The sequence below is a fragment of the Plantactinospora siamensis genome (genome assembly GCF_042434095.1).
Taxonomy (GTDB): domain Bacteria; phylum Actinomycetota; class Actinomycetes; order Mycobacteriales; family Micromonosporaceae; genus KBS50.
Map to the genome: position 1 here is coordinate 18,046 of NZ_JBHLUE010000020.1, position 26,808 is coordinate 44,853.

At 75.1% G+C, this 26,808-nt stretch carries 27 protein-coding genes; 9 read left to right on the forward strand and 18 right to left on the reverse strand.

The genetic code is table 11. The annotated features are described in order from the left end of the window. Positions 1-46 precede the first annotated feature (46 nt). From egtD to ACFFHU_RS24355, 4 genes are read right to left on the reverse strand one after another with little or no spacing between them, the layout of a single operon-like run. The gene (gene egtD / locus ACFFHU_RS24340; RefSeq protein WP_377342546.1) at positions 47-1,012 is read right to left on the reverse strand and encodes an L-histidine N(alpha)-methyltransferase; all 966 of its coding nucleotides are present in this window, start codon (positions 1,010-1,012) and stop codon (positions 47-49) included. Then, complete coding sequence (gene egtC, locus ACFFHU_RS24345) at positions 1,009-1,761, reverse strand: ergothioneine biosynthesis protein EgtC (protein WP_377342547.1); 753 nt, start codon at positions 1,759-1,761, stop codon at positions 1,009-1,011. Before egtC ends, egtD begins: the two co-directional genes overlap by 4 nt. Then, positions 1,761-3,143: an ergothioneine biosynthesis protein EgtB gene (gene egtB, locus ACFFHU_RS24350; RefSeq protein ID WP_377342548.1), complete on the reverse strand. Its 1,383-nt coding sequence runs from the start codon at positions 3,141-3,143 to the stop codon at positions 1,761-1,763. The genes egtC and egtB overlap by 1 nt, the downstream gene beginning before the upstream one ends. Continuing rightward, a complete protein-coding gene (locus tag ACFFHU_RS24355) occupies positions 3,140-4,372 on the reverse strand; it encodes a glutamate-cysteine ligase family protein (RefSeq protein ID WP_377342549.1) in 1,233 nt (410 codons plus the stop codon). The genes egtB and ACFFHU_RS24355 overlap by 4 nt, the downstream gene beginning before the upstream one ends. 278 nt (positions 4,373-4,650) lie before the next feature. Here ACFFHU_RS24355 and ACFFHU_RS24360 point away from each other — a divergent pair, with 278 nt between their 5' ends. The 5 genes from ACFFHU_RS24360 (at position 4,651) to paaI (ending at position 9,289) form a co-directional block, all read left to right on the forward strand. Further along, positions 4,651-6,075: a serine/threonine-protein kinase gene (locus ACFFHU_RS24360; protein WP_377342550.1), complete on the forward strand. Its 1,425-nt coding sequence runs from the start codon at positions 4,651-4,653 to the stop codon at positions 6,073-6,075. A gap of 172 nt (positions 6,076-6,247) precedes the next feature. After that, positions 6,248-7,510 (forward strand): nucleotide sugar dehydrogenase, encoded by a 1,263-nt coding sequence (locus tag ACFFHU_RS24365; RefSeq protein WP_377342551.1) that lies wholly within the window; start codon positions 6,248-6,250, stop codon positions 7,508-7,510. 83 nt (positions 7,511-7,593) lie between these two features. Next, complete coding sequence (locus ACFFHU_RS24370) at positions 7,594-8,325, forward strand: zf-HC2 domain-containing protein (protein ID WP_377342552.1); 732 nt, start codon at positions 7,594-7,596, stop codon at positions 8,323-8,325. 159 nt (positions 8,326-8,484) lie between these two features. Continuing rightward, entirely contained in the window at positions 8,485-8,682 is a 198-nt protein-coding gene (locus ACFFHU_RS24375; protein ID WP_377342553.1) for a hypothetical protein, read from the forward strand. Between the two features lie 169 nt (positions 8,683-8,851). Next, the gene (gene paaI, locus ACFFHU_RS24380; RefSeq protein WP_377342554.1) at positions 8,852-9,289 is read left to right on the forward strand and encodes a hydroxyphenylacetyl-CoA thioesterase PaaI; all 438 of its coding nucleotides are present in this window, start codon (positions 8,852-8,854) and stop codon (positions 9,287-9,289) included. 167 nt (positions 9,290-9,456) lie between these two features. On the opposite strand, the gene ACFFHU_RS24385 is transcribed toward paaI, so the two are convergent. From ACFFHU_RS24385 to ACFFHU_RS24410, 6 genes are all read right to left on the reverse strand, one after another. Further along, positions 9,457-11,016: an asparagine synthetase B family protein gene (locus ACFFHU_RS24385; protein ID WP_377342555.1), complete on the reverse strand. Its 1,560-nt coding sequence runs from the start codon at positions 11,014-11,016 to the stop codon at positions 9,457-9,459. A 3-nt stretch (positions 11,017-11,019) separates the two neighbouring features. Beyond that, on the reverse strand, positions 11,020-11,949 hold the full coding sequence (locus ACFFHU_RS24390; RefSeq protein WP_377342556.1) for a hypothetical protein: 930 nt from the start codon (positions 11,947-11,949) through the stop codon (positions 11,020-11,022). Positions 11,950-12,147: 198 nt separating this feature from the next. After that, a complete protein-coding gene (gene paaK / locus ACFFHU_RS24395) occupies positions 12,148-13,458 on the reverse strand; it encodes a phenylacetate--CoA ligase PaaK (protein ID WP_377342557.1) in 1,311 nt (436 codons plus the stop codon). A 139-nt stretch (positions 13,459-13,597) separates the two neighbouring features. Beyond that, the gene (locus ACFFHU_RS24400; protein WP_377342559.1) at positions 13,598-14,542 is read right to left on the reverse strand and encodes a squalene/phytoene synthase family protein; all 945 of its coding nucleotides are present in this window, start codon (positions 14,540-14,542) and stop codon (positions 13,598-13,600) included. Positions 14,543-14,710: 168 nt separating this feature from the next. Next, entirely contained in the window at positions 14,711-15,553 is an 843-nt protein-coding gene (locus ACFFHU_RS24405; RefSeq protein WP_377342560.1) for a DMT family transporter, read from the reverse strand. 3 nt (positions 15,554-15,556) lie between these two features. After that, the gene (locus ACFFHU_RS24410) at positions 15,557-17,023 is read right to left on the reverse strand and encodes an MGDG synthase family glycosyltransferase (RefSeq protein ID WP_377342561.1); all 1,467 of its coding nucleotides are present in this window, start codon (positions 17,021-17,023) and stop codon (positions 15,557-15,559) included. A 130-nt stretch (positions 17,024-17,153) separates the two neighbouring features. On the opposite strand from ACFFHU_RS24410, the gene ACFFHU_RS24415 reads away from it, so the two are divergent. Continuing rightward, positions 17,154-18,404: a glycosyltransferase gene (locus ACFFHU_RS24415; RefSeq protein ID WP_377342562.1), complete on the forward strand. Its 1,251-nt coding sequence runs from the start codon at positions 17,154-17,156 to the stop codon at positions 18,402-18,404. 89 nt (positions 18,405-18,493) lie between these two features. Here the strand turns inward: ACFFHU_RS24415 and ACFFHU_RS24420 are convergent, their stop codons facing one another. Together ACFFHU_RS24420 and ACFFHU_RS24425 are read right to left on the reverse strand one after the other, a co-directional pair. Beyond that, positions 18,494-18,772 carry a DUF6295 family protein gene (locus tag ACFFHU_RS24420; protein ID WP_377342563.1) on the reverse strand — a complete coding sequence of 93 codons (279 nt, stop codon included), beginning with the start codon at positions 18,770-18,772 and terminating at the stop codon, positions 18,494-18,496. A 10-nt stretch (positions 18,773-18,782) separates the two neighbouring features. After that, the gene (locus ACFFHU_RS24425) at positions 18,783-19,526 is read right to left on the reverse strand and encodes a dienelactone hydrolase family protein (RefSeq protein WP_377342564.1); all 744 of its coding nucleotides are present in this window, start codon (positions 19,524-19,526) and stop codon (positions 18,783-18,785) included. Between the two features lie 115 nt (positions 19,527-19,641). Here ACFFHU_RS24425 and ACFFHU_RS24430 point away from each other — a divergent pair, with 115 nt between their 5' ends. After that, on the forward strand, positions 19,642-20,094 hold the full coding sequence (locus ACFFHU_RS24430) for a MarR family winged helix-turn-helix transcriptional regulator (RefSeq protein WP_377342566.1): 453 nt from the start codon (positions 19,642-19,644) through the stop codon (positions 20,092-20,094). A gap of 94 nt (positions 20,095-20,188) precedes the next feature. On the opposite strand, the gene ACFFHU_RS24435 is transcribed toward ACFFHU_RS24430, so the two are convergent. From ACFFHU_RS24435 to ACFFHU_RS24440, 3 genes are read right to left on the reverse strand one after another with little or no spacing between them, the layout of a single operon-like run. Continuing rightward, positions 20,189-21,694, reverse strand: a complete 1,506-nt coding sequence (locus ACFFHU_RS24435) for a cation:proton antiporter domain-containing protein (protein ID WP_377342567.1) — start codon at positions 21,692-21,694, stop codon at positions 20,189-20,191. Between the two features lies 1 nt (position 21,695). Then, a complete protein-coding gene (locus tag ACFFHU_RS31765) occupies positions 21,696-21,803 on the reverse strand; it encodes a hypothetical protein (RefSeq protein ID WP_512699509.1) in 108 nt (35 codons plus the stop codon). Next, complete coding sequence (locus ACFFHU_RS24440) at positions 21,764-22,210, reverse strand: ChaB family protein (RefSeq protein WP_512699510.1); 447 nt, start codon at positions 22,208-22,210, stop codon at positions 21,764-21,766. The genes ACFFHU_RS31765 and ACFFHU_RS24440 overlap by 40 nt, the downstream gene beginning before the upstream one ends. 15 nt (positions 22,211-22,225) lie before the next feature. Between ACFFHU_RS24440 and ACFFHU_RS24445 the strand changes: the two genes are divergently transcribed. Next, a complete protein-coding gene (locus ACFFHU_RS24445; RefSeq protein WP_377342629.1) occupies positions 22,226-23,335 on the forward strand; it encodes an acetate/propionate family kinase in 1,110 nt (369 codons plus the stop codon). 1,183 nt (positions 23,336-24,518) lie between these two features. Here the strand turns inward: ACFFHU_RS24445 and ACFFHU_RS24450 are convergent. Beyond that, positions 24,519-24,893 (reverse strand): nuclear transport factor 2 family protein, encoded by a 375-nt coding sequence (locus ACFFHU_RS24450; RefSeq protein WP_377342568.1) that lies wholly within the window; start codon positions 24,891-24,893, stop codon positions 24,519-24,521. 148 nt (positions 24,894-25,041) lie between these two features. Here ACFFHU_RS24450 and ACFFHU_RS24455 point away from each other — a divergent pair, with 148 nt between their 5' ends. Next, the gene (locus ACFFHU_RS24455; RefSeq protein ID WP_377342569.1) at positions 25,042-25,371 is read left to right on the forward strand and encodes a nucleoside triphosphate pyrophosphohydrolase family protein; all 330 of its coding nucleotides are present in this window, start codon (positions 25,042-25,044) and stop codon (positions 25,369-25,371) included. Here ACFFHU_RS24455 and ACFFHU_RS24460 read toward each other — a convergent pair whose 3' ends face one another. Both ACFFHU_RS24460 and ACFFHU_RS24465 read right to left on the reverse strand, forming a co-directional pair. Continuing rightward, on the reverse strand, positions 25,372-26,331 hold the full coding sequence (locus tag ACFFHU_RS24460) for a TIGR03557 family F420-dependent LLM class oxidoreductase (protein ID WP_377342570.1): 960 nt from the start codon (positions 26,329-26,331) through the stop codon (positions 25,372-25,374). 160 nt (positions 26,332-26,491) lie between these two features. Next, entirely contained in the window at positions 26,492-26,779 is a 288-nt protein-coding gene (locus ACFFHU_RS24465) for a MerR family transcriptional regulator (RefSeq protein WP_377342571.1), read from the reverse strand. Positions 26,780-26,808 lie beyond the last annotated feature (29 nt).

Consider the following 26,808-nt stretch of genomic DNA (forward strand, 5'->3'; position numbering starts at 1 on the left):
CCCTCGCGGCGCCCATCGTAGCGCGCCGCGAGGGGACGATCGGGGGTCAGACGGCCTGCGCCAGCGTCACCGCGAAGCGGTCGCCCTCGTCGGTCCAGTAGCGCCGGGCGGCGAATCCGGCGGCGCGCAGCTCGGCCTCGATGCCCGAGCGCCGGAACTTCGCCGAGATCTCCGTCCGCAGGTCCTCGCCCTGGGCGAAGTCCACGGTGAGATCCAGCACCGTCACCCGCATCGGCCGCCGGGCCCGCAGCCGCATCTCGATCCATTCCCGGTCGGCGTCCCAGCAGGCGACGTGGTCGAAGCCGTCCGGGTCGAAGTCGGCGCCGAGTTCCCGGTTGAGCACCCGGAGCACGTTGCGGTTGAACTCCGCGGTCACCCCGGCCGCGTCGTCGTACGCCGGCACGAGCACCGCCGGATCCTTGACCAGATCCGTGCCGATCAGAAACCAGTCCCCCGGCTCGAGGGCGGCCCGCATCGCCCGCAGGAACGCGTCCCGCTCGTCCGGCCCCAGGTTGCCGATGGTGCCGCCGAGGAACGCCACCAGGCGGCGGCCGCCGGCAGGCAGCCGGTCCAGGTGCCGGGTGAAGTCGCCGACGATGCCGCGGACCCGCAGGCCGGGATAGTCGGCGGCGAGCCGCGCGGTGGACTGGCGCAGGGCGCTGACCGACACGTCCAGCGGGACGAAGGTGCCCAGGTCACCGTGCCGGCCGAGGGCGTCCAGCAGCAGTCGGGTTTTCGCCGAGGAACCGGAGCCGAGCTCGATGAGCGTCTTGGCGCCGGTGACCGCGGCGATCTCGTCGGCCCGCGCGGCCAGCACCGACCGCTCGGCCCGGGTCGGGTAGTACTCGGGCAGCCGGGTGATCTCCTCGAAGAGCTCACTGCCGCGGGCGTCGTAGAACCATTTCGGCGGCAGCCAGCGGGGCCGGTCGGTGAGGCCGCGGCGGACGTCGTGTCGCAACCCCTCGGCCAGGTCGCGCTCCTCCAGGTAGATCTCCAGCGGCTCAGCCGTCATGCGTGCGCTCCCATCGGTTCGACCCGCAGGCCGTCGGTCGTGGCGATCAGCAGGTGGTTGTCGGGGACGGGCTTCCAGGCCGGGTCGTCGTCCAGCGGTTCCGAGGCGATCAGCACCGACCGGCCGTCGGCGCGGACCGAGAGGGCGTGGTCGGCGACCGTGGCCACCGCCGTACGCCCGTCGGTGAGCAACAGGTTGAGCCGCGAGCCCGGGGCGGCCCGCAGCACCGCCCGGACCGTGTCGGCGGCCGCGGCGGCCGGCGGCGCCCCGGACCGCAGCCGGTGCCGCACCAACGCCCAGAGCAGCGCGGAGTCGGTCGGCGCGGGCAGCGTCACCAGATCCCTCGTCGGCAGCTCGGCGGCAAGCGCCAGCACCGAATCCGGCCAGCCGCGTACCACCCCGTTGTGGCTGAACAGCCAGCCGTCGTCGGCGAAGGGCGCCGCGGCGGTCTCGACCACCGGCATCGTGGTGGTGGCCGACCGCACGGCGGCCAGCACCGCGCCGGACCGGGTTGCCCGGGCCAGCTCGGGCAGCGTGGTGTCGCTCCACAGCGGCGTGGCCCGCCGGTACCGCACCGGGGCGCCGGCCGGCTCTGGGAACCAGCCCACCCCGAAGCCGTCGGCGTTGATCGTGCCGCCGCCGCGCATGTCGCGGGGCGCCCAGGACTGCCGGGACAGCGAGTACGGCGGATCGAACAGCCAGGCCGCCAGCGGGGCCGGCGGGCCGAGGTAACACAGGTGCCGGCACATCAGCCCAGCTCACCCGGCCGGACGTCGCGGGCGCAGCGGAAGCCGCTGAAGATCTGCCGGCGGATCGGCAGGTCCCAGTTGCGGAACGTGCCGCGGCAGGCCGAGCGGTCCGTGCCGAACGAACCGCCGCGCAGCACCCGGTAGCCGTCGCCGAAAAACACCTCGGAATACTCCCGGTAGGGAAAGGCGACGAAGCCCGGGTAGCCGTGGAAGGTGCTGGAGGTCCACTCCCAGACGTCCCCGATGAGCTGGTGCACTCCGAGCGCCGACGCGCCGGCCGGGTAGGCGCCCACCGGCGCCGGGGCCAGGTGCCGCTGGCCGAGGTTGGCCCGGTCGGGCGTCGGATCCTCGTCGCCCCAGGGATACCGCCGGGACCTGCCGCTGGCCGGATCCCACCGGGCCGCCTTCTCCCACTCGGCCTCGGTGGGCAGTCGCCGCCCCGCCCAGGCCGCGAAGGCCTCCGCCTCGTAGAAGCAGACGTGCACCACCGGCTCGTCCGGCCGCAGTGGGGCGTACCGGCCGAACCGCCGGCAGGCCCAGCCCGACCCGTCCGGCTCCCAGTGCATCGGCGCGCGCAGGCCCGCCGCGCACCGGTGCTGCCAGCCGGCCTCGCTCCACCAGCGCGGCTCGTCGTAACCACCGTCGGCGACGAACGCGAGGTAGCGCTCGTTGGTGACCGGCGCGGCGTCGATGACGAACGGCGGGAGGTCGACCTCGTGCGCGGGGCGCTCGTTGTCCAGCGCCCACGGCTCGGTGCTGGTGCCCAGCACGAACGGACCGCCCGGCACCAGCACCTCGCCCGGCACCGCTACCGCCGGCTCCGGCGGGGGCGGCGCCGCCAGCACGGGTGGACCCTGCCGGAGCTGGTGGGTGGCCAGCATGGTCTCGTCGTGCTGCTGCTCGTGCTGCACGATCATGCCGAAGGCGAAGCCGTTGGCCAGCAGCCGGCGCTCGTCGAACCGCACCTGGTCGAGCAGGTCCAGCACCTTGTTCCGGACCGTCCCGAGGTAGGCCCGCGCCTCCCCGGGCCGCAGCAGCGGCAGCGCCGGTCGGTCCTTGCGCGGCTGCTTGAACGCGTCGTACAGCTCGTCGATGTCCCGGCGCACCGGCTCCCGGCGCCCGACGTCCCGCACCAGCCACAGCTCCTCCTGGTTGCCGACGTGGGCGAGATCCCACACCAGGGGCGACATGATCGTCGAGTGCTGCCGCATGAGGTCGTCGTCGTCGACCACGTCGGTCAGCAGCGCGCTGCGCTCGCGGGTGCGGATCAGCTCGGCGGCGATGCGGCGGCGCAGGTTGTCCTCGGCGCCCCGGTCCGGGTCGGAGCCGGCGGGCGATCCGGACGTGCCGGGGTGGCCGTCCCGGCCAGCGGTGGCGGTCATGGCGTGCTCCTCTCCGCGGCGGTCAGCCGCCGCCGTACGATGCGGTCGATCTGTTCCCGGGTGGCCGCCGGCAGGTCCGTCCGGTCCAGCGCCGGCAGCGCGAGGTCGCGCACGGCCCGCGCGGCCCGGGCCAGCGCCGGATCGCCGAGGCCCCGGCGGGCCGCCACCGACCAGCGGTCGGCGACCGGCGCGCAGGTCGACCGGACCGCGTCGACCGTCCGGTCGTCGGCCAGCAGCGCGGTCGCCAGGGCGACCGGCGCGATCCACTCCCCCGGCGGCTGGGCGTCCAGGTAACGGACCTCCAGGTAGCCGCGGGGGCGGACCGGCGGGAACAGGGTGCTGAGGTGGTATTCCAGGTCCTGCACGGTGGGCGGCTCGGGAAGGGCCCCGTCGATCCAGTCGGCGAGGGTCAGCCCGGCCGGAACCATCCAGTCGTCGCCGGGGCGGCGTACGCAGAGCAGCGGGGCCGCGAGCGCGTAGCGGGTCCAGGCCGTCACCGGATCGGTGTCGTCGTCACCGCGCCAGACCGGGCGGGTCCGGGCGGGGTCGATGCGCTGCCAGGCCGCCATCCGGGCGGAGGCCAGGCCGGTGTCCCGGCCGGCGTGCCGGCGGGCGGTGGCGAAGAGGGCCAGCAGGACCGGCCCCAGCGCGTGCAGCGCGGCCCAGCGGGCCGCCAGCTGCCCCGGCTGGCCGGCGTCCAGGCACACCTGGAGGCCGGCGGTGCTGTACATCATGGTGCGCCCGGCGGGGCCGTCGCGGTCGAAGTAGCCGCACATGGCGCGGTATCGGGGGGTCTGGACCGCGGGCCTGGGCGGCCGGTAGGGATCGATTCCGCTGTGCCCGAGCACCAGGCCGGCGCCGGCCAGCAGGTCGGTCAGCTGGGCGATGTCGGCCGAGGTGGCCTCGATCAGCGTCCGCAGCGAGGGATGTGGCGCGCTGGAGATCTCCAGCTGGCCACCCGGCTCCGCCGTGACGGTCCCGGACCGGGTCAGCGGGAGGTGCGGGCCATCGGGCGCCAGGGTGGGCGGGGCGTGCCCGCCGAGCGCGTCGCGCAGCCGCCGGCTGTCGACCGGTCGCGCCGGGTCGGCCGCGTCGTGCACGGTCCATTCCAGCTCGGTGCCGAACAGCTCGGGTGGGCCGGTCTTGAAACAGATGCGGTTGAGGTGTGCCTCGGCGGTCGACAGATCGACCAGCACCGCGGGACGGTCGAGCTCCGGCGTCGTCGCCATCTGCGCCTCCCTCCTGGGTGGGGCTGCCCCGCCCGGCCCGGAGGAGGGCGGCCTTCCGCCCCACCCGCCGGGCTTTCTCGACGGGATCTTGGCAACCTTCCTATCACCCGGGACCGACATCCGTCCGCCGAGCGCCGAGCCGATCCGGGCGTTCACCGTCCGTTGCCGGAATTCTTCGCGCCCGGTCACCGACCGGCTGCGAAGAATATTGCCGTCCGGCAACGAATGGTGGGGTCCGGGACGCGTGGGTCGCGAGCCGGGTGGGTACGGTTGGAGACGTGTTGGGTTCCGGATCGATCCTCAGCGGCCGCTACCGGCTGGACGACCGCGTCGCCACCGGCGGCATGGGCGACGTCTGGCAGGCCACCGACCTCGTGCTCGGGCGCCAGGTGGCGGTCAAGGTTCTCCTGCCCAGCCTGTTGAGCGACCCCAGCTTCATCTCCCGGTTCCGCGCCGAGGCGCGGATGATGGCCGCGCTGCGGCACCCGGGCATCGTCCAGGTGTTCGACTCCGGCGTGGACGAGTCCACGGCGGGCGGCCGGGCCGACTTCCTGGTGATGGAGTACGTGGACGGCGAGCCGCTGTCCCGACGGATCGACGAGGCCGGCACCCTGTCGGTGGCCGAGACCCTCTCGATCGTCGAGCAGGCGGCCCGGGCCCTGCACGGGGCGCATGCGGCCGGGATCGTGCACCGGGACGTGAAGCCGAGCAACCTGCTCGTGCAGCCGGACGGCACGGTCGTACTGGTCGATTTCGGGGTGGCCCGGTCGACCTCAGTGACCAGTGTCACAAGCACCAACGCGGTGCCCGGCACCGCCCTCTACATGGCCCCGGAGCAGGCCTCCGGCAAGCCGGTCTCCCCGGCCACCGACGTGTACGCCCTGGGCGCCGTCGCCTTCTGCTGCCTGACCGGGCAGCCGCCGTTCACCGGGGAGAACCCGCTCGAGGTCGCGATCAAGCACCTGACCGACGCACCGCCGCCGTTGCCCGAGGACATCCCGGCCCCGGTCGCCGCCCTGATCGACCGGGCGCTCGCGAAGGCGCCCGACGACCGGTTCCCGGACGCGGCCGCGCTGGCCGCGGCCGCCCGGGCGGCGGGCCGGGGCGAGTTCGCCCCCGCTCCGGCGGGCGCGGCGGCCGCCGCCGGGACCACCATGGCCCTCCGGCCGGCCGGCGGCGTCGCGGCGGCCACGGCCCCCGGCGCGCCGGTCCGGTCCCAGCTGCCGCCGGCCGCAGTGGGCGCCGGCGCGGCCCGGCCGGGCCGGTCCCGGCGCCGGACGCTGCTCGGGGCGGCGGCCGCGGTGGCGCTCGGGGTGATCGGGCTGACCGCCGCGCTGGCCTTCGCGCCGGGCGACAAGGACGGCGGCGTTGGTGGCGGCGGGGGGCCCGCCGGCGGGGACACCGCGAGCAGCGCCCCGGCCAACCAGCCCGGCGACCTGGTCAGCGACCCCAGCGAACCGGTCGGCGGCTCGATCACCCGGACCGGCCCGAGTCACCTGCCGAGCACCCGGGTCAGCACCGAGCCGAGCAGCCGGCCGAGTTCCGGGCCGACGGCCAAGCCGACCGGCGGGACCGCGACCACCAAGCCGACGCCGCCGGCGGCCACCGGCGGCCCGGCCACCTCGTCGCCGTCGCCGGACGGCGGCGGGCCCGCCACCCCCACCGCCGCGGCGACCGACGGCCCCTCGCCGGGCGCCTCCTGAACCTCGCGGATCCACTTCTTGACGGATAGCACCGCTTTTGACGGACAGAAAGTCCGTCGAAAAGCGGTGCTATGTGCCGCCCCGTGCCGATCTGGGGGATTCCGCCCCGGTCGGCCGGCAGACCTGCCTAGTGTCCCCGGACGAGTTGTCGTTTCTCCGGTAGGAGCCGTGGATGCAGGTGGCCAAGCTCGTCGTGGTGGGTCAGGGGTACGTCGGGCTGCCGCTCGCGGTCCGCGCCGTCGAGGCCGGGATGACCGTGGTCGGCCTGGACCGGGACGCGGAACGGGTCAAGCGACTCGCGGTCGGCGACTCGTACGTCGAGGACATCCCCCGGGAGCGGCTGGCGGCCGCCCTGGGCAGCGGCCGGTACGTGCCGAGCACCAGCTACGCGGACGCGCACGACTTCGATGTCTGCGTGATCAGCGTGCCCACGCCGCTGCACGACGGGACCCCCGAACTCGGCTACGTGCGGCAGGCGGGCGAGTCCATCGCGCCGTACGTGCGGCCCGGCTGCACGGTCATCCTCGAGTCCACCACCTATCCGGGCACCACCGAGGAGGTGCTGCGGCCCCTGCTCGAGCAGGGCTCCGGGCTGCAGAGCCCCGGCGATTTCCACCTGGGCTACAGCCCCGAACGGATCGATCCGGGCAACCCGGACTGGACGCTGGAGAACACTCCCAAGGTGGTCGCCGGTCTCGACGCCGCGGCGCTGCGCCGGATCGAGGAGTTCTACGGCCGGATCGTGCAGCGCACCGTGCCGGTCGGCTCGCCCCGGGTGGCGGAGCTGACCAAGCTGCTCGAGAACACCTTCCGGCAGGTCAACATCGCGCTCATCAACGAGCTGGCGGTGCTGGCCCGGGAGCTGGACATCGACATCTGGGAGACGATCGAGGCGGCCGCCACCAAGCCGTTCGGGTTCATGCCCTTCCGGCCCGGTCCGGGCGTCGGCGGGCACTGCCTGCCGATCGATCCGTGCTATCTCAGCTGGCAGGTGAAGCGGCGGCTGGGCCGCCAGTTCCGCTTCGTCGAGCTGGCCAGCGACGTCAACCACGCCATGCCGGAGCAGGTCGTCCGGCGGGTGATGCACGGGCTCAACCAGCGCGGCCGCCCGGTGACCGGCTCGCGGATCCTGCAGATCGGCCTGGCCTACAAGAAGAACGTCGGCGACCTTCGCGACTCCCCCGCGGTGGAGGTGGCCGACCGGCTGAGCCGGCTGGGCGCCGAGGTGCGGATCGTCGAGCCGCACGCGGGGCTCTCCCCGCTGCCGCGCGGCGCGTCACTGGTGGAGCTCACCGAGCGGGAGGTGGGCCGGGCGGACGCCGTGGTGGTGATCACCGACCACGACCGGGTGGACTACGGCCTGATCGAGCGGGCCGCCCGGTACGTTTTCGACACCCGCAGCCGCTGCTCCGGCCCGCAGGTGGAACGCCTCTGACCGGCGCCGGCGCCGGCACGGGCGCCGGCACGGGGAGCGGGGCCGGCGGGAACTTCGCGGGCCGGTCGACCGACTACCGGAGCATGCGGTGCGAACAGTGCAGGGAAGAGGTGTCGGCGCGGCTCGACGGCGAGGACGAGCCCGGCGAGCGGGCGCGGGTCGACGAGCACCTTGCCGGCTGTGCGGCGTGCCGGCGCTGGCAGGACCGGGCGGTGGCCGTGACGCGGCTGGCGCGTACCAGCCTGGTCGGCGTGCCCGGCGGGGTGAGCGAGCGGGTGTTCGAGGCGGCCGGGCGGCCGCGGCGCCGGCGGCTCGACGTGGCGCTGCGGGTGGCGCTCGGCGCTCTGGGGGTGGTGCAGATCTTCCTCGGCCTCGCGCAGGTCACCGGCTTCACGATGACCGCCGCGCAGCACGGCGCCGATCCGTACCACCTGTGGCACGAGTCGGCCGCCTGGAACGTGGGCGTCGGCGCCGGCTTCGGCTGGGTGGCGCTGCGGCGGTCCCGGCCGACCGGGCTGATGCCGCTGCTCACCGCCTTCGTGGGGGTGCTCACGCTGCTCTCGCTCAACGACCTGGTGACCGGCATGGTGGGACTGTCCCGGCTGCTCAGCCACGGGATGCTGGTGCTCGGGTACCTGGTGCTGGTGGTCCTGCACCGGCGCGAGCCGGCCGACCCGGGCCAGCCGCCGGTCCGCAGCCACGGGGACGGATCGCGGTGGCGGGTCCGGTTCGACGAGGCGGCGCCGGCCCGCCCCGCCCTGCGGCTGGTCGGGCCGCCGGTGGACGGCCAGGCGGACGTCCGGCGGGCGGCCTGACCCGGGCGGGCGCCGGGCCAACCCTCGGGAGGCGTCCAGGATGGACGTTTCGGCGGAACGGCGTAATGGGTACCTGGCCGGTCGTCGGCCTCCGGGGCCACGGCCGGCCGCCATCGGCCGGACTCGAGCGTCGGATCTGAAGTAGGTGAAGGGATACCCATGCGCATTGGCGGGGTCATCGTGCTGATCTGGCTGATCATCGGCGCCATCGCGGCCGGGCAGCGCGGATATTTCAAGCAGGACAACGACAGCTGCGCCACCGCGAGCACCACTCTGGTGACGGTGGTCGCCGGCCCGCTGAACTACCTGGGCGTGAACCCGAAGGTCAAGTGCGACGTTCCGCAACCGTCGAAGTAGCCGCCGTCGCCCCGCGCCGCCGCCGGACCGCCCCACGGTCCGGCGGCGCTGCTCGTCGCCACCGCGCCCCGGCGCCGGCCGCGCCCGGCGGTCCGGCCGCCGTGCTCACCCGCCCCGGCGGTCCGGCCGCTATGCTCGCGGCGCAACGGCGACGAGGAGGCGGAGCGCGATGACCGCAAGGGGCCCGGCGCCCACGGGTACGGGGAACGGACGCGGCCCCGCGCAGGACATGTTCGCGGCCGACGACGCCTCGCAGGCCCTCGGGATCGACCTGGTGAGCGCCGGTGACGGCGCCGCCGTGGTCCGGATGCGGGTGACCGGCGCCATGGTGAACGGGCACGGCATCGCGCACGGCGGCTATGTCTTCCTGCTCGCCGACACCGCGTTCGCGTGCGCGTGCAACAGCCGGGGTCCGGTGACGGTGGCGGCCGGCGCGGACATCACCTTCGTCCGGCCGGCGCGCGAGGGCGACCTGCTCGAGGCGACGGCCGCCGAACGCACCCGGTACGGCCGCAGCGGCGTCTATGACGTGACGGTACGACGGGACGCCGAGGTGGTGGCCGAGTTCCGCGGTCGCAGCCGGGTGGTCGAGCAGACCCGCCCCTGAACGGGCGCCGCCCCCCGGCCCTCCACCGGCGGCCGCCGCCGGCCCACCCGCCCATCCGGCGGCCGCCGCCGGCCCACCCGGCCCACCCGGGGGACGGCGCCGACTCACCCGGGCCCGCCCGGCGGACGGCGCCGACTCACCCGGCCCGCCCGGCGGACGGCGTCGACTCAGCCGCGCCGTATCCGCGGAAGGTTGTGCCGCAGCGCCCCGGCCACGTCCCGGGCCCGCTCCCGGAGCGTGTAGTCCTGCCGGGCGATGCCCTCGGCGATGGCTCGGTCCAGGTCGTTGTCGCAGGCCGCCAGGACGCTGTCGAAGTCGCGCCGCACCGCCTCGGCCAGGTCGTACCCGAAGCCGCGGTGCAGCCGGGGGAACGTCGGCTTGTACAGCCGGGCCCGGTCGTGCAGGCCGGACGAGTACGACAGCCCGTACTTGGGCCGGTCTCGCACGTACGCGGGCAGCAGGTCCGCGAACGCCTCCCGCAGGATCCACTTCTCGCGGCCGTCGCGCACCTTGAGCTCCGCGGGCATCCGCATCGCCAGCTCGACCAGCGCCAGGTCCAGGAACGGCACCCGGGCCTCGACGCCGTGCCCCATGCTGACCCGGTCCACCCGCTGCAACTCGGTACGACCGAGGTTGCGCAGCCGGTGCAGGAACAGCGCCCGGGACTGCTCCGCGGGCACCTCCTGGTACATCGGGTAGCCGCCGAACAGCTCGTCGGACCCGTCACCGGTGAGCACCACCCGGATGCCGCAGTCGCGTACCCGGCGGAACAGCGGCACCGAGACGACCGCGTTGATGATGTCGCCGTACTCGGTCAGCTCGCCGAGCCGGACGGCCTCGCGCACATCGGCGAGCCGGATGTCCCGCGGCCGTAGCTCGACCACCTCGTGCCGGACGCCGAGATCGGCGGTGATCCGGCGGGCGTACTCCAGGTCGGGGCTGCCGGGCGCGCCGATGGTGAACGCGACGCAGTCGGGGCGGGTCTGCCGTACGTGCGCGAGGACCAGCGAGCTGTCCAGGCCGCCGGAGAGCACCACCCCGACCGGCAGGTCGGTGTCCACCCGCAGCCGGACGCTCTCCGCGAACGCCGCGCGGAGCAGCTTCACCGCCTCGTCCGGGTCGGTGACCGGCGGCTGGTCGAGGCCGAGCCGCCCCAGGTCCAGGTATGACGACAGGTGCGGCCAGCCGCCCTCGGCCCAGCCGTGGTGCCCGGGCGGCACCTCGGTGATCGGCTCCCCCACCGGCACCAGCGCCTTGATCTCCGAGGCGAGGTGCAGCCGGCCGGCCCGCCGGGACCAGTAGAGCGGCTTGACGCCGAGCGGATCCCGGGCCAGGTAGACCCGGCCGGTGGCCCGCTCGACCACCGCGAACGCGTACTCGCCCTGCAGGTGCTCCACCGCCTCCTCGCGCCACTCGAGGAACGCGGTCAGCAGCACCTCGGTGTCTCCGGTTGTGCGCAGCCGGTGCCCCCGGGCCAGCAGCTCGGAGCGCAGCTGGCGGTGGTTGAAGATCTCGCCGTTGAAGCAGAGCAGCAGGCGGCCGTCCGGGGAGACCCACGGCTGTTCGGCGCGGGCCGGGTCGACGATCCGCAGCCGCCACACCCCGGCCATCAGCTCGTTGGTGGCCCGGATCTCCTCCACCTCGCCGCGCGGGGCGAGGGTGGCGAGCATCGCCCGGAACAGCTCCGGTTCGGCGCCCGCGCCGGTGATCAGGGCGAATCCGCACACCGGTCAGCCCACCGGCGCGAGTCGGGGCGCGCAGGCCGCCACGGCCGCCGGGCTCACGCACACGTGCCAGGCCTGACCCTCGTCGATCACGTTGACCTCGCCGGCCCGCTGGCGGTCGAGCAGCAGCATTCCGAGCGCCGTGTCGGTGCCGTGCCGGCGGTGCCAGGCGAGTTCGATGTCGGCGGCGTGACCCGTGCAGTGCGCGCTGGGCAGCAATGCGGTGTAGCCGAGTTGTCGCAGGTGGTCCTGGTGCGCGCGGCTGCGGACCAGGCTGGTCACCCAGAGCGGGCCGGCCGCGCCCGGCGAGATGGCCGCGAACTGGACCGCCAGCCGGTCGAGCATGGCCAGCACGGCGGGCCGGGTGCGCGGGAAGCGCAGCCCCGCGGTGCGCGGCAGCAGGTCCGGCACGAGGCGGCGGCGGGCCGCCCGGGCGGCCCGCGCCGGCAGGCTCTCCGCCTGCCGCAGGTAGCGGAACCGCAGGCGGCCGGCGCGGCGCAACGGCTCGAGGTCCACCAGCTCCGCCGACCGGCGTACGTCGAGGTCCGTGCGGAACTCCTCGGTGTCGCCCCACCACAGCACGTCCACCCGGGAGAGCAGGAAGATGCGGACCATCGCGAGCAGGTCGATCGCCGAGCTGCGGGCGCTGGGCAGGTAGCCGGCGATCTCCTGGAGCAGCCGCTCCACCGTGCCGTCGGCGCCGTCCGGCGTGCCGCGCCAGACGGCGCGCAGGTCCGGGTCGCCGGCGCGATTGGCCACCACCGTCGAGGTCAGCCGGCGGCGCCCGGTGCCGGCCACGCCGGCCACCTCGACCAGCAGGTCGGCCACGGCCTCCCGGTACCGCGCCAGGTCGGCGCCGGCCGCGAGGGCGGTGCCGGCGCCGGCCGGTCCGGCGGCCGCCGGCTTCCCGCCGGTTCCGTTCTCGGGGGTACGCATCGCGCGGGCTCCTTCCCGGTCGTGACGCCTCGATCGCGCCGTCATCGGGACGTTATCCGCGTTCCGTGAGTAACTTTCTGTTTCGCCCGGATATCCCCCATTGGGGGTCGCTGTGCGCTTTCCGGTCGCTCGCCCGGCCGTCGCCGCCGGCGCTCGGCCCGTGGCTCACCCGGCTCGGGGGCACCCGGTATCTCGCGATCAGTCGGCGGCGCGGCGCTGGTCGATGATGCGGCGCATCTTGCCCAGCGACCGTTCCACCCCGTCCGGCTCGATGACCTCGACCGCGATGCTCACCCCGATGGTGTTCTTGACCGCCTCGGCCAGCTCGGCGCCGGCCCGAGTCCCCGCCGCCGGCTCGGCGTCGGGCCGCCGCTCGACCCGCACGGTCAGCGCGTCGAGCCGGCCAGCGCGGGTCAGCACGCACTGGAAGTGCGGCGACAGCGCCGGGGTGCGCAGGATCAGCTCCTCGATCTGGGTGGGGAACAGGTTCACCCCGCGCAGGATGATCATGTCGTCGGTCCGGCCGGTGATCTTCTCGATCCGCCGCATCGGGCGGGCCGTTCCGGGCAGCAGCCGGGTCAGGTCGCCGGTCCGGTACCGCACCACCGGCATGGCCTGCTTGGTCAGCGAGGTGAACACGAGCTCCCCCCGCTCACCGTCCGGCAGCACCACCCCGGTCTGCGGGTCGATGATCTCCGGGTAGAAGTGGTCCTCCCAGACGTGCAGCCCGTCCTTGGCCTCCGCGCACTCCACCGCCACGCCGGGGCCCATCACCTCGGACAACCCGTAGATGTCCAGGGCGTCCATTCCGACCCGCTGCTCGATCTCGGCGCGCATCTGCTCGGTCCACGGCTCGGCGCCGAAGATGCCCACCCGCAGCGAGGTGGACCGGGGGTCGATCCCCTGCCGGACCAGCTCGTCCACGATGGCGAGGAAGTACGTGGGCGTCACCATGATCACGTCGGGCTCGAAGTCGCGGATGAGCATCACCTGGCGCTCGGTCATGCCTCCGGAGACCGGGATGACCGTGCAGCCGAGCTCCTCGGCGCCGTAGTGCGCGCCCAACCCGCCGGTGAACAGGCCATACCCGTACGCCACGTGCACCCGGTCGCCCGGGCGGCCACCGGCCGCGCGGATGGACCGGGCCATCAGCCGGGCCCAGGTGCGCACGTCGTCGGTCGTGTAGCCCACCACGGTGGGCCGGCCGGTGGTGCCGGACGAGGCGTGCAGCCGCGCCACCCGGTCGCGGGGAACGGCGAACATCCCGAACGGGTAGCTGTCCCGCAGGTCGCTCTTGCGGGTGAACGGGAACCGGTCCAGGTCGGCCGCCTCCCGCAGGTCGTCCGGGCGCACCCCGGCCGCGGCGAAGGCGGACCGGTAGTGCGGCACATTCTCGTACGCGTGCCGCAGCGACCAGCGCAGCCGCTCGAGCTGCACCGCGCGCAGCTCGTCGACGGACGCCCGCTCGATCGGTTCCAGCTCCGCCGGCCCTGGCTCGCTCCGCCCCACCGCTCCTCCTCCGCCTCGGCTGGCCCGAAGCCTGCCACGCCCGGCCCGCGCCCGCCCAGCCCCTCCCCCATGCGGAGCTTGCGCCGCTGGTCGTCGGCGCCTGTCCGTGGCGCGCGCCGACCCGCCGGGGAGGCCGGCGTCAGCGCGGCGTCACCACCATGGCCCGTACCCACCGGCCCGCGATGCCGGTGCGGCGCGGCCGGGGCGGACCGGACATGGGGTCGTAGCCGGACCGGTGCAGGGCGGCCAGGGCGGCGCGGCCGCCCGCCAGGTAACCGGCCACGGCCGCCCGAGCCCAGCCCCGCAGCTCGGTCAGCAGCGGCGCGCCGGCGTCCAGGAGCGCCTCGGCGCGGCCGGCGTGCAGCCGCAGGACGCACCGCAGCGGACCGCTGGCGTGCCGGGCGGCCAGCTCGTTGTCGCAGACGCCGAACCGGGCCAGATCCTCCGCCGGCAGGTACACCCGACCGCGGCGGTGGTCGTCCGGGACGTCCTGGAGGTGCTGGACGATGCGCAGCGCCGTACAGATGCAGTCGGACAGCTCGATCCGCTCGGCGGTGGCCGCTCCGAAGACGTGCAGCACCAGCTCGCCCACCGGGTCGGCGGAGAGGTGGCAGTATTCCAGCAGCCGATCCCAGCTCGGGTAGCGGACGGGCAGCTGGTCCCGCCGGTTGGCCTCGATCAACCGGCGGAGCGGTTCGACCGGCAGCCGGCAGCGGGCCACCGTGCCGGCCAGGCCCGCGAGCGCCGGCGGCAGACCGTCGAGCCGGCGGGGGTCGAGCGCCCCCCGCTCGATGACGGCGAACAGGTCGAGCAGCTGCGCCTCGAACGCGTCGAGCGCGGCCACCCGGGCGGCCGGCGCCGCGGGGCGGCCACCGGGATCGGTCCACCCGAGATCGATCCCGCCCAGCTGATCGACGTGCCGCACGTACCGGTGCAGCGCGACGAGGTGCCGGCGCGGCTCCGCGGGCAGCAGCCGGAGGGCGGCCGGGAGATTCTCGCCGGTGGCCGGGCCCGCGGGGGCCCGGCGGGCCGGGACGGACACCGCCGGCGGTCGGCCGATTCCGCTGTTCGTCAGGTCGGGCACCGGTCTGCTGCCTTTCGCCGAGTCCGCGCCGTCCGTGCCGGGTCGGCGGTGTCACTGTGTATTCAGACGATTGCTCTGGGTAATCGCGGTGAGCGTACCCAATCGACCGGGCGTCCGGTCCGGGTCCGCGATTCTCCGCCGCCACCGCCCGGGCGGCCGGCGCGGTCCCTACCGGGACCGGGTGGTGCTGGCCAGCCAGATGCAGACGCTCATGGCCAGCACGCCCAGCACCTGGACGGCGATCCGGGCCGGCGCCGTGGACAGCGACTCGTGGAAGGCGGTCACCCCGACGGCGACGCCGACCAGCGGGTCGAGCAGGGCGATCGCGGTGAGCGGCGCGGCGATCGGGCCGCCCTGGAAGGCGTTCTGGTTCAACGTCAGGGCCGCGCCGCCGAGCAGCACCAGCGCGTACCCCTCCCAGTGGACGAAGACCTGGACCGGATGCTCGGAGAGGATCGCGGTGACCGACTTCAGCAACGCGGCCGCGATCCCGTACATCGCTCCGGTGGCGACCCCCAGCAGGACGCCGCGGGCCGCGTCGTGCACCCGCCAGGCCAGCACGAGGCAGACGGCCACCAGCACGGCCACCGCGGCGCCGACCCGCAGCCAGTCGGCGAAGACCGGCTCGGCGATGCCCGGCCGCGGGTCGGCCGCGGCCAGGAACGCCGCCAGCCCCACCACGCCGAAGGCCACCACCACGGCGTCCCGGGGATGCGGCCGGCGCCGCTCCAGCGCGGCCTCGACGGGGATAGCCATGAACACGCCGCTCAACAGCAACGGCTCCACCAGGGCGAGCGCGCCGAGGTTGAGCGCCACGGCCTGCAGGACGGTGCCGGCCGCGTCCGGCACCCAGCCGAACAGCCACAGCGGGCGGCGCAGCAGGCGCAGGATCAGCCGCGGATCCAGCGTGCGGGTCTGCCGCTCCTGCTTGGCCGCGTGCTGCTCGAGCGAGGCGCCCAGCGCGAAATTGGCGGCCGAGAGGAGCCCCAGCACGACGGCGAGTGAGTTCATGGATCAGCGCGTTGCGGCGGCGACCGTCCCGGCACCGGCCGGTTGGTTCCGGGCGTACCCCCGCCAGGCCAGCAGGCAGACGGCCGCGGCCACCAGGGCGGCGCCGGTGCGCCGCCGGCGCCGGCCCACGCCGTGCCGCCGCTCCACCCGACCGGCGGACGAGCCTCGGCCGCGCCGTCCCGCCGGCCCCGCCGGCGACGGGACGCCGGCGGCCAGCGCGCCGGCGACCCGGACCGGCCCGCCCGCACCGGCGGGCGCGCTCCCACCCCGTGCCGGTCCCCCGCCCGGCTCAGCCTCGCCACCGGCCGCCACGCTCCCACCCCGCGCCCGGCCCCCGCCCGGCACGGCGTCGCCACCGGCCCGCGCCGGGCCAACCGAGGCCGAGGCGATCGCCGCGGCCGGGTCGGACCGGAACAGCGCCAGCCCGGCCGCGCGCTGCCGGCAGCCGCGTGGGCCGTCGGCCAGGTCCGTCAGCACCCGGCCCAGGTCGCCACGCCGCCGGACCCAGGTGACCACCCCGACCCGGTCCATCACCGCCGCGTTCGCCCGGCCGTGCCCGGGGATGGGTCGGTACGTCGCGATCGGCACACCGCTGGCCATCGCCTCCAGCGAGGTCAGCCCGCCGGCGTTCTCGACCAGCACGTCCGCGGCGCGCAGCAGCTCCGGCATGTCGTCGACCCAGTCGAGCACGTGCCGGAGGCCGGCCCGGCGCAACCGGCCGGCCAGCACGGCGTTCCGGCCGCAGACCACCACCGGCGTGGCGAGGCCGGTCCGGGCGATCTCGACGGCCGTGCGGGACACCGCGCCCACCCCCCAGGAGCCGGCAACCAGCAGGGCCAGCCGGCCGGACGCCGGCAGCCCGAAGCGTTCCCGGGCCCGGCGGCGCTCGTCCGGGCCGCCCGGCCGGAACCCCGGCCCGACCAACCGGCCGGCCACCTGGATGCCGCCGGCGCCCAGGGCGCGCGCCTGCTCGGCGGTGGCCCGGTGGGCGGCGCAGTGCACGTCGACGCCCGGGGAGATCCAGATGGGGTTCACCGCGAAGTCGGTCAGGTAGGTGATCACCGGCACCGGCAGCGCCCCGGACCGGCGGAGCGGGCCGAGCACCTGGCTCACCACCGGGTAGGTGGAGACCACCGCCCGGGTGTCGGCGGGCAGGGCCCGCAGGGTCCGGGGCCGCACCGGTCGCAGCAGGGCCCGGGTGCTCGCGCCGGCGCCCGGGAACGCGCCGCCGAGGGCGAACAGGAAGCCGTAGCACCAGGGCAGCCGGCTCACCATGCCCTGGTACGTGCCCTGCAACAACCGCCCGATGCCCAGCGGGAACAGGTCGGCCAGATCGAGTTGGTCGGTGGCGAGCCCGTACCCGCGCAGCCGCCGGGCCAGCTCCCGGCTGGCGCCGTCGTGGCCGGCGCCGGCGCTGGCAGAAATGATCACAACTCGCCCCGGCGGCTCACCGCAGCCGAATGTCCGCATCCGCCCTTCTACCCGCGCAGCCGAGGATGATTCCTGATCCGGTTCCGGTCCCGCCCGCGCGCCGTCGTACCCTGGAGGGGTTCTGTGGATCTTGATCGGCCGGTCCGGCCGGTCGGTGCGGAGGTCGTGGGTGCGGATCCTCATCGCCACCGCCGGGTCGCGGGGGGACGTCGTCCCGTACACCGGGCTCGGCGTCCGGTTGCGGGCGGCGGGCCACCGGGTCGCCATCGCCACCCACGACCGGCTCGCCGGGCTGGTGACCGGGCCCGGGCTGGAGTTCCGCCCGCTGTCGGGCGATCCGCACGCCCTGCTGGCATCCGGGGCCGGCCGCCGGCTGCAGCGGGCCGGCCCCGGCGTGCGCGGCGTGCCGGACTTCCTCCGGCTGGGCGCCGGCTTCGTCCGGTCACTCGGCCCGGACCTCGCTCGGGCCGCGGTCGACGCGGACCTGCTGCTGCTGACGCCGGTCACGGCGCCGCTGGGCTACTCGGTGGCCCAGTCCCGCGGCATCCCGAGCCTCGGCGTGTTCCTCCAGCCGGTGGCGCCGACCGCCGAGTTCCCGCCGGTGGTCCTCGGCGCGCCGGGCCTGACCCGGTGGGGCAACCGGGCGGCCGGGGCGCTCGGCGAACGCCTCGGCCAACTCGTGTACGCCGACGCCTCCCGGCGGCTGCGGGCCGAGCTGGGGCTGCCGCCCGCGTCCGTCGGCCGGTTGCAACGGGCGGCGACGGCCGGCGGCTGGCCGGTGCTGCACGGCTTCAGCCCCACCGTGGTGCCGCGGCCGCCGGACTGGCGGCCGGGGCTGGACGTCGCCGGCTACTGGTGGCCCCCGCCGCTGCCCGACTGGCGACCGCCCGCCGAGCTGGCCGCGTTCCTGGCGGCCGGCCCACCGCCGGTCTATGTCGGCTTCGGCAGCATGGTCGGGCACGCCGACCTGCTCGGCGGGCTGATCGCCCCCGCGCTGCGCCGGGCCGGCCTGCGGGCCGTCGTCCAGCGCGGCTGGGCGGGACTCGACCCGCGGCCGGCCGGGCGCGACGACATCCTGACCGTCGGGGAGGTGCCGCACGAGTGGCTGTTCCCCCGGATGGCGGCCCTGGTGCACCACGCCGGCGGCGGCACGACCGCGGCCGGACTGCGCGCCGGGACGCCGGCCGTGCCGGTGCCGATGCTCGGCGACCAGCCGTTCTGGGCGGCCCGGCTGGTCCGGTCGGGCGTGAGCCCCGGGGTGCTGCCGGCGCGCCGGCTCGGCGTGCCCCGGCTCGCCGCGGCCCTGGTGGCCGCGACGGGCGACCCGGCGTACGCCCGGCGGGCCCGGTCGGTGGCCGCCCGGCTGGCCGGCGAGGACGGCGTCGAGCCGGTGCTGCGGGCGATCGACCGGCTGGGCTGACGCGACGCCCCTCGCGGCGATCAGACCCCGCCGGTCCCGGCCGGGCTCTCGCGGGGCCCGGCCGGGCCGACGCCCGCCCTCCGGGGAGCTCAGACCGTCTGGTCCCGGCTGGCCAGTCCGGGCGGCGCGGCGGCCAGCGCCGCCCCGATGGCCTCGGCCAGCGCCCGCGCCGACTCCTCGGTCAGCTCGACCGCCACCCGGGCGCCCGGCCCGGCCGTCGGGTCGAGAAAGTCGATGTTGAGCGTGTGAGCGTACGGGGCGTGCTGCGGATGGTCGACGTACACCATCGCCCGGCTCGCCGGGAACCAGCCCCGGGCGCCCTTCGCGCTGCCCTCGATGTCCCGCTGCTCGGTGACGTACGTGCACATGACGATCTCCTCAGGCGGTCAGCGTGCGGTCGAAGAAGTCCCGGATCCGCCGCCAGGCGTCCACGGCGGCCGCCGGCCGGTAGGTCGGCCGGTCCACCGCGAGGAAGGCGTGCCCGGCGTCGGGATAGGTGTGGAACTCGTGCTGCTTGCCCAGCCGGTCCAGCTCCCGGTCCAGCTCCTGCACCTGATCGGTCGACGGGTACCGGTCGTCGGCGCCGAACAGGCCCAGCAGCGGGCAGGACAGCCGGTCGGCCTGGTCCAGCAGCGGGGTGACGGCCAGCGGGAACTCGTCCGGCGGGTTCCCCACCACGAACGCGCCGTAGCAGTCGACCGCGGCCTGCAGGGGCAGCCGTACCGCCGCCAGGAAGGCCTGCCGGCCGCCGGAGCAGAAGCCGATCACCCCGATCCGGCCGTTGCTGCCGGGAATGCCCTTCAGGTACGCGGCCGCGCCCTCGACGTCGCCGACCAGCCGGTCGTCCGGGATGCCGCCGTTGGCCCGGGCGATCGCCGCGGCGTCGTCGGGGTCGGCGCCGCGCGCCTCCCGGCTGTAGAGATTGGGGCAGATCGCCTGGTAGCCGTAGCTGGCCAGCCGCCGGGTGATCTCCTTGGTGGCCTCGTCGTAGCCCGGCAGGTGGTGGATCACCACCACCCCGCCGAAGCTGCCCGGGGAATCCGGCAGGGCGACGTACGCCTCGATCTCATCGCCGTCCGCGCCGGTGATCTGGACCGTCCCGGCCCGCATCGCGTCCCGCACCGCAGTTTCCTTCCGTCGGTCTGGTCCCGGCCCGAGCCGGCCGTTTTGTTAGCCTAGGTCAAGCAGTCGGGGGCGGGATCGTGACCCCCGCGGACAGCACGGGGGATGGAAGACGGTGACCGGGCCCGAGATCGAGGCGGACCATCTGGCCAGCCGGCTGCGGCTGGCGGTCGGCCGGCTGCACCGGCGGATCCGGCTGGCCAGCAACGACATCCCACCACTACAGCTGTCCACGCTGGTCTCGATCGAGCGGCACGGACCGGTCCGGCTGGGCGAGCTGGCCCAGCGCGAGGCGGTCAGCCCGCCGACCATGAGCCGGGTGCTGGCGGCCCTCGACGAGCGGGGGCTGATCGCGCGTACCCCGGACACCGCCGACGCCCGGTCGGTCCGGGTGGCGCTCTCGGCCGCCGGGGCGCACGCCCTCGCTCAGGTACGCGGCCGGCGGACCGCCCTGCTCGACGCCCGGCTGGCCCGGCTGGACGCGGCCCAGCGGGCGACGCTGCGCGCCGCGCTGCCGGTGCTGGAGGCCCTCATCGACGACGTGCCGGAACCGCGACCCGCCGGCTGAGCCGCCGGACCGGCCGCGACCCGCCGGCTGAGTCGCCGGACCGGCCGCGACCCGCCGGCTGACCGGCGGCCCGCGTCGGGCGGCTGGGATCGGGTCAGTCGGGCGGCGCATCGAACAGCGCCGTGGTCCGGTCGTGGTCCTCCGCGTTGTGCGTGGTGACCAGCACCTCGTCGCCGGCCGCCAGCGTCGTGTCGGCCTGCACGCCGAGTTGCTGGCCGCCCCGGGACACCAGGTTGACCCAGATGCCCTCGTCCCGGCTCAGCTCCCGGACGGTCCGCCCGACCACCGCGGAGCCGTCGGCCACCCGCAGCCGGCGGACGGCCCGCGGCTCGTCGCTGACCCGCAGCCCGACCGCGAACGGCTGCAGCGGGTGGGACCGCATCCGCACCCCGCACAGCCGGGCCACCGTCGGGACGAGACCGCCCTGGACCACCACGGAGAAGGCCACCACCACGAACACCACGTCGAACAGCCGCACCTGCTCGGGCACGTCGGCGGTCAGGATGAAGGTGGCCAGCAGGATCGGCACGGCGCCCTTGAGGCCCGACCAGGCGATGAAGATCCGCTCCCCCCAGCGCAGCCGGACCACGGTCAGCAGGCCGCCGACCAGCAGCGGCCGGATCAGCAGGGCCAGCAGGACCGCCAGCACCAGGCCGACCAGCAGGGCCCGCTGCTCGTGCAGGCCGCGCAGCGAGACGCCCAGGCCGAGCACCGTGAACGCGACGATCTCGCCGAGGCTGGCGAGCGCGCCGTGGAACCGTTCGATCTCCAGCTTGAAGGGCGCCCGCGCGTCCCCGATCAGGATGCCGGCAAGGAACACCGCCAGGAACCCGGACCCGTGCGCCAGGGTGGCCAGGCCGTAGACGGCCGCGCCGCCGAACAGCACCTGCAGCGGGTAGAGCCCCTCGCTGGGCAGCGAGACCCGGCGCATGAGCAGCAGCAGCACCCGGCCCCCGAGCAGCCCGACCACGCCGCCGATGCCCAGTTGCAGCACGAACTCGCGCAGCCCGGTGCCGACGGCCGACCAACCGCTGGCCGTGCCGGCCGCGAGCAGGCTCAGCATCAGCGCGATGCCGACCGGATCGTTGGCGCCGGACTCGCCCTCGAGAATCGTGCCGGCCCGGCCCACCACCTCGCGGCGGCCCAGCACCGAGAAGACCGCGGCCGGGTCGGTGGGCGCGAGGGCCGTGCCGAGCAGCAGCGCCGGCAGCCAGGCGAAGTCGAAGAGCAGGTGGGCCGCGGCGGCCAGGGCCACGGCCGTGAACACCGTGCCGAGGACGCCGATGGAGAGCACCGGCACCAGCGCCGGACGCAGCCGGCGCCAGCCGATCTCCATTCCGCCGGAGAACAGCACCAGGATCAGCGCCACCGTGACGATCTCGCGTACCGTGCCGATCGCCAGCGTCCCCAGCCGGGGAAACAGATCAGATGCCGCCGCGGCGGCGAACAGGAAGAGGGCCGGCGCCGGCACCCGGATGAGGTCGCTCAGCCGGTTGGACAGCACGGCGGCCATGGCGGCCAGCGCCACGGCCCCCAGCACGACACCGAAGGTGGTCAGCTCACCGGTCGGCTCCCCGGCGGCCAGCAAACCGACCGGCAAACTAATCCCGCGCCTTGCGGGTGTCCCGGTCGTTCGCCCTGCCGATGGCGTCGACCAGCTCGGCCTTCGTCATCCGGGAACGCCCCCGGATCTCCAGCCGCTTCGCCACGTCCAGCAGGTGCTCCTTGTGGCGTTGGCATCCACCCCGCCGGCGGTCTTCCCGCGCCGGGCGCCGCCGCCGCGGGCGGCCTGCGCGTCGCTCGGACCCTTGTGATCCTTGGGCTCCCAGTGGTCACCCACCTTCTCGAACGAGTGCTTCACGGCCGCGAACGCGGTCCGGTGCGCCCGCTCGCCCTCGCCGTACGTCTGCACGGCCGAGTCGTGCGTCTCGGCATAGGTGTCCTGGGCCTTCTTCGGCGACCGCCGCAGGGTGCTGGGCATGTCCTCTCGGGCGGGCATCGCAACCTCCTCGGATCGGCTTACGGTTTTCCTGCCCCGCGTGGGGGCGGGACAAACCGGCCCGGGTCGGGCTTGGTCCGCCGGCACCAGGGTAAGCCGCGCGGTGATCCCTGCCATGAAACGGGGGTGGGTATGTCGCCGACCGTGCTCACGGTGGTGGCCGGCTCGTCCAGCCTGCACCTGGCGTACGTGCGGGACGGCGCGGTCGGGCACCGGCTGGACCGGTCCGACCCGCCCGGTTCGGCGGAGGCCGCCCGGGACGCCGACGAGTTCCTGAGCCGGCAGCGGCGGCCGGCCGCGGTCGGCCACCGGCTGGTGCACGGCGGCGAGCTCGTCACCGCGCCCCGGATCGTCGACGACGCCCTGCGCGCCGAGCTGGACGGCCTGGTCGAGCTCGCGCCGCTGCACCTGCCCCCGGCGCTGCGGCTGCTGGACCAGCTCCGGACCCGGCTGCCGGACGTGCCGCACGTGCTCTGCCCGGACAGCGGCTTCCACGCCGGGCTGCCGGCGCACGCGGCCACCTACCCGCTGCCCGCGGCGTGGCGGCGCCGCTGGGGGCTGCGCCGCTACGGCTTCCACGGGCTGTCCTACTCGTACGCGCTGCGCCGCGCGGCCCGGCTGCTCGACCGGCCGGTCGAGCGGCTCCAGCTGGTGCTGACCCATCTCGGCGGGGGCGCGTCGGTGTGCGCGGTCCGGGACGGGCGCAGCGTGGACACCTCGATGGGCTTCACGCCGCTGGACGGCGTACCGATGGCCAAGCGGTCCGGCGCGGTGGACCCGGGGATGCTGCTCTGGCTGCTCGACGACGCCCGGCTCGGTCGGGACGAGCTGGCCGACGGCCTGAACCGGCGATCGGGCCTGCTCGGGCTCTCCGACGGCCGCTCGGACGACACCCGGGAGCTGGTCGCCGCCGCGGCCGACGACCCGGCCGCCGCGCTCGCCCTGGCCGTATTCAACCATCGGGTACGCCGGGAGATCGCGGCCGCCGCGACCAGCCTGGACCGGCTCGACGCGCTGGTCTTCACCGGCGAGATCGGCTGGGACCAGCCGGAGGTGCGGCGTGACGTCTGCGCCGGGCTCTCCCTGCTCGGCGTGCGGCCGCCGGCCCGGCTGGAGAACCGCGCCGACGACGGACCGGTGTCCGCGCCGGACGACCCGGTGCCGGTGCTGGTCATCGAGCCCCGGGAGGAGCTGGCCGTCGCCGAGGAGACGGTCGCCGCTCTCGCCGCCCTCGCCGGCTGAGAACGCGGCGCCGGTAGCGGGGTCGGGCGCCGCATGAGGGCGACCGCGCCCGCGGGCCGCTCGGAATGCTTTCCTCCACAGGCGGCTCCGTCCCGCGGCGGCAGCGCCGCAATGACCGGAACAACCTCGTCGAGCGCCAGGAGAATGGCGCTTGACCGATGGGAAGCCATCCCGCAACGTCGCCGCGCGCAGCAATTACGCTGGCTTTTTTTACCGGTACACCGGGGTGAGACCGCGCCTGGCGAATTGCTGGGAGATAAGCGCAACAGAGGCCCGCTCCCGACCTGTGGCATGCGCCATGTGAAATGACGCCCGACGCGACCATGCTGATATCGGGGATAATCGGGAGATGGGACGGTAGCTCAGTTTGTTCGGTCGGGCGGAAATGGCGACGATGCGGGATCGGAGCCGGTCCCGCGGTTATTGTCCGGAGAAGGACAAGTTCCGCCGCGAACAGGCGCGGCGCCGCTCGTGGGGCCTCGCGAAGCGGCACGCGTAAAAGCTTCGCCGCCATCGCGCCACGGGACCGTCCGCTGCTTCAGCCGAGGCTGGACCGATCGCGCCGGTGGCACCGGCCCAGTTCGCGGCCGAGACCGAGCATCACCACCGGACCCGGCGCGTCGGCGCGCCCTGCCCGCTCGTGGGCACCAGCCGTGCCAATGCCACCGCCGGCGGGTTTGCCCAAGCCGCCAAGCCGGCACGATTCGAGCCGGCACCGGCGCCGCAATCAAGGCCGGCACGGATGCCGGCACCGCAATCAGGACCGGCACGGATGCCGGCACCACAGTCAAGGCCGGCACGCCTGCCGGCGACAGGACTAAAGCCGGCACAGGTCCCAAGGCCAGCGGCAAAGTCGGCACCGGTGCGGTCGATGGTGACGCCATGCGGCCGGGCGGAAAGATTGCCACCGAGGTCAATCCCGGACGCCCGGCGCGCGGCGCAAGCGTGGCATGCGGAAACCCTTCGGGAAACGACCGGCTCCGGTCAGCGATGACGTTCGTGAGCATCCCTGGTCGGGCGCCGGCCCAGGACCTGACCGCCCTTCGGCGCCGGCCGGGACGCGGCTTGCCGAAGCCGGCCGGCCCCACTCCCCCTCCGGGGCGGCCCTCAGCCACCCGCCACGGCCCGGCGCCCAGACACGCCTTCGCGCGGGTGCCCGACCCGGCACCGCGGGATTCCCGGGTCACGGCCGCTGGTCGCGAATCTCCATCTCCGCGATCAGCTCCCCCACGAATCGGTACACGTGTGTCACCACATTGTCGGCGAGCTGCGTCCCGCGCTTGTCCCGGACCAGTTGGCGCACCGTCACGGCGATGCGGCCGTCCGCCTCGGCGGTGAATGCCGTGGGCTCCACGGAGGGCTCGATCTGCGCCCACTGCCGACGCCAGTAGGCGGCCAGGTCTTCCCGGCCGTCGACGACACCGCCCTCCCAGCCGTTCGGCCAGCGGACATCCCGGGTCACCGCCGCCAGCAGGGCCGGCACGTCACGCCGATTGAACGCCAGGTAGAGGTCCGACAGCCGCCGTTCCCGGTCGGCCTGGTCCCGGGTAGTGGTCATGGCTCCAGCGTGCGGATGCACGGCTGGATCCGCCAGCCCGTTCGGCTGTGGGCAGAGCGCCGCGGGTCCCTGTCGCTGACGGGCCGCGCCCCCGCTGACCCCGCGGGTGCCCACGGGTGGCGGCGCCGGTCGGCCATACTGGTCCGCCGTGGACCTGGACGAATACCAGCGCGGCGCGCTGCGCACCGCCGCCCCCCGTGACAAGCGGAACGAGCTGCTCCACCTGGTGCTCGGTCTGGTCGGCGAGTCGGGAGAGGTCGCCGAGAAGTTCAAGAAGTGGGTCCGCGATCTGGACAGTGACGAGTCGCGGATCGACCGGGCCGACATCGCCAAGGAACTCGGCGACGTCCTCTGGTACCTGGCGGTGCTCGCCGACCACCTCGACCTGTCGCTGGACGACATCGCCACGGGCAACCTGGCCAAGCTGGCCAGTCGCCAGCGCCGCGGCGTGCTGGGCGGCAGCGGCGACGACCGCTGATCAGGCCAGTCCGCGCAGCGGGCCGGCGAGGTCGGAGGCGAAGAAGTCGAGGAAGCCGTCCGGGTCCGGGCCGGCGTTCTGCAGCACGATGTGGTCGAAGCCGGCGTCGAGGTACGTCTTCACCTTCGCCACGAACGGCTCCGGGTCGGGGCCCACCGCGAACTGCTGCCGGATGTCCTCCTCGGTGACCGTCGCGCTGGCGGCCTCGAAGTTGACCGGGTTGGGCAGCTCGCTCATCACCTTCCAACCGGTCACGGCCCACCGGCTGGTCTTCAGCGCCGCCTGGACCGCCTGCTTCTCGTCGGTCGCCCAGGCCATCGGCGCCTCGGCGTAGCGCGGTCCGGCGCCGCCGAACCGCCGGTACGCCTCGACCAGCTCGGCCTTGGGCTCGGTGGCGAACAGCCCGGTGCCCAGTTCGGCCGCGATCCGCGCCGAGGCGTCGCCGCTGGCCGCGACGGCGATCACCGGCAACTGCTCGGGCAGGTCGAACACTCTCGCGTCCTCCAGCCGCAGGTGCCGGCCCTCGTACGACTGGTACCCGCCGGACCAGAGCCGGCGAATGATCTCCAGCGCTTCCCGCAGCCGCTCGTGGCGGCCGCGTACGCTGGGGAAGCCCTGCCCGACCACGTGCTCGTTGAGGCGTTCGCCGGCCCCGATGCCGAGGGTGAACCGGCCGTCCGAGACCAGCGCCAGGGTGGCCGCCGCCTGCGCGATGATCGCCGGGTGGTACCGCACCGTCGGGCAGGTCACGCCGGTGGCCAGGCCGATCCGGCTGGTCTTCGCGGCGATGGCGCCCAGCACCGTCCAGGCGAACGGCGAGTGACCCTGTACGTCGAGCCAGGGGTGGTAGTGGTCGCTGATCTCCACGAAGTCGAAGCCCACCTCCTCGGCGCGGACGGCCTGGCGGATGAGGTCGGCCGGGCCGAACCCCTCGGCCGCGAGCTTGTACCCGAGCTGCATGGTCGTTCCGTCCCGTCGTCGGCTGCATCGATGCCGGGACCCTTCCCGCGCCCGGTGACAACAAACGCACCCGGGCGACCCGGCCCGGACGCCGAAACCGGCACGGCGCCGCCGGGATCGCCCGCTCGGCACCCACGCCGCGGCTGGCGGGCCGACGGGCTCACCGGAGCGGCAGCGCCAACTCCCGGTCCGGACCGGTCCCGTCGCCGGCCCGGTTGGGAATGAGCAGCAGCCGGATCGCCCCGGCCGGCTGCCGGCCCCGCTGAATGGCCCAGGCCGCCAGCGCCTCGGCCGCGAGCTCCGCCCGGGTGGGGTCACCGGACGACCCGGCCACCAGCGCCTCGGCCGCGAGCTCCGGCACCAGCGGTCCGAGATCGTCGTACCGGCGCAGCGCCTTCGGCGACAGCCGCGCCATCCGGCCGAACTCGCCGATGCTGACCAGATCCACGGCCGGCTCCTCGCTCCGGGCGGGACCGC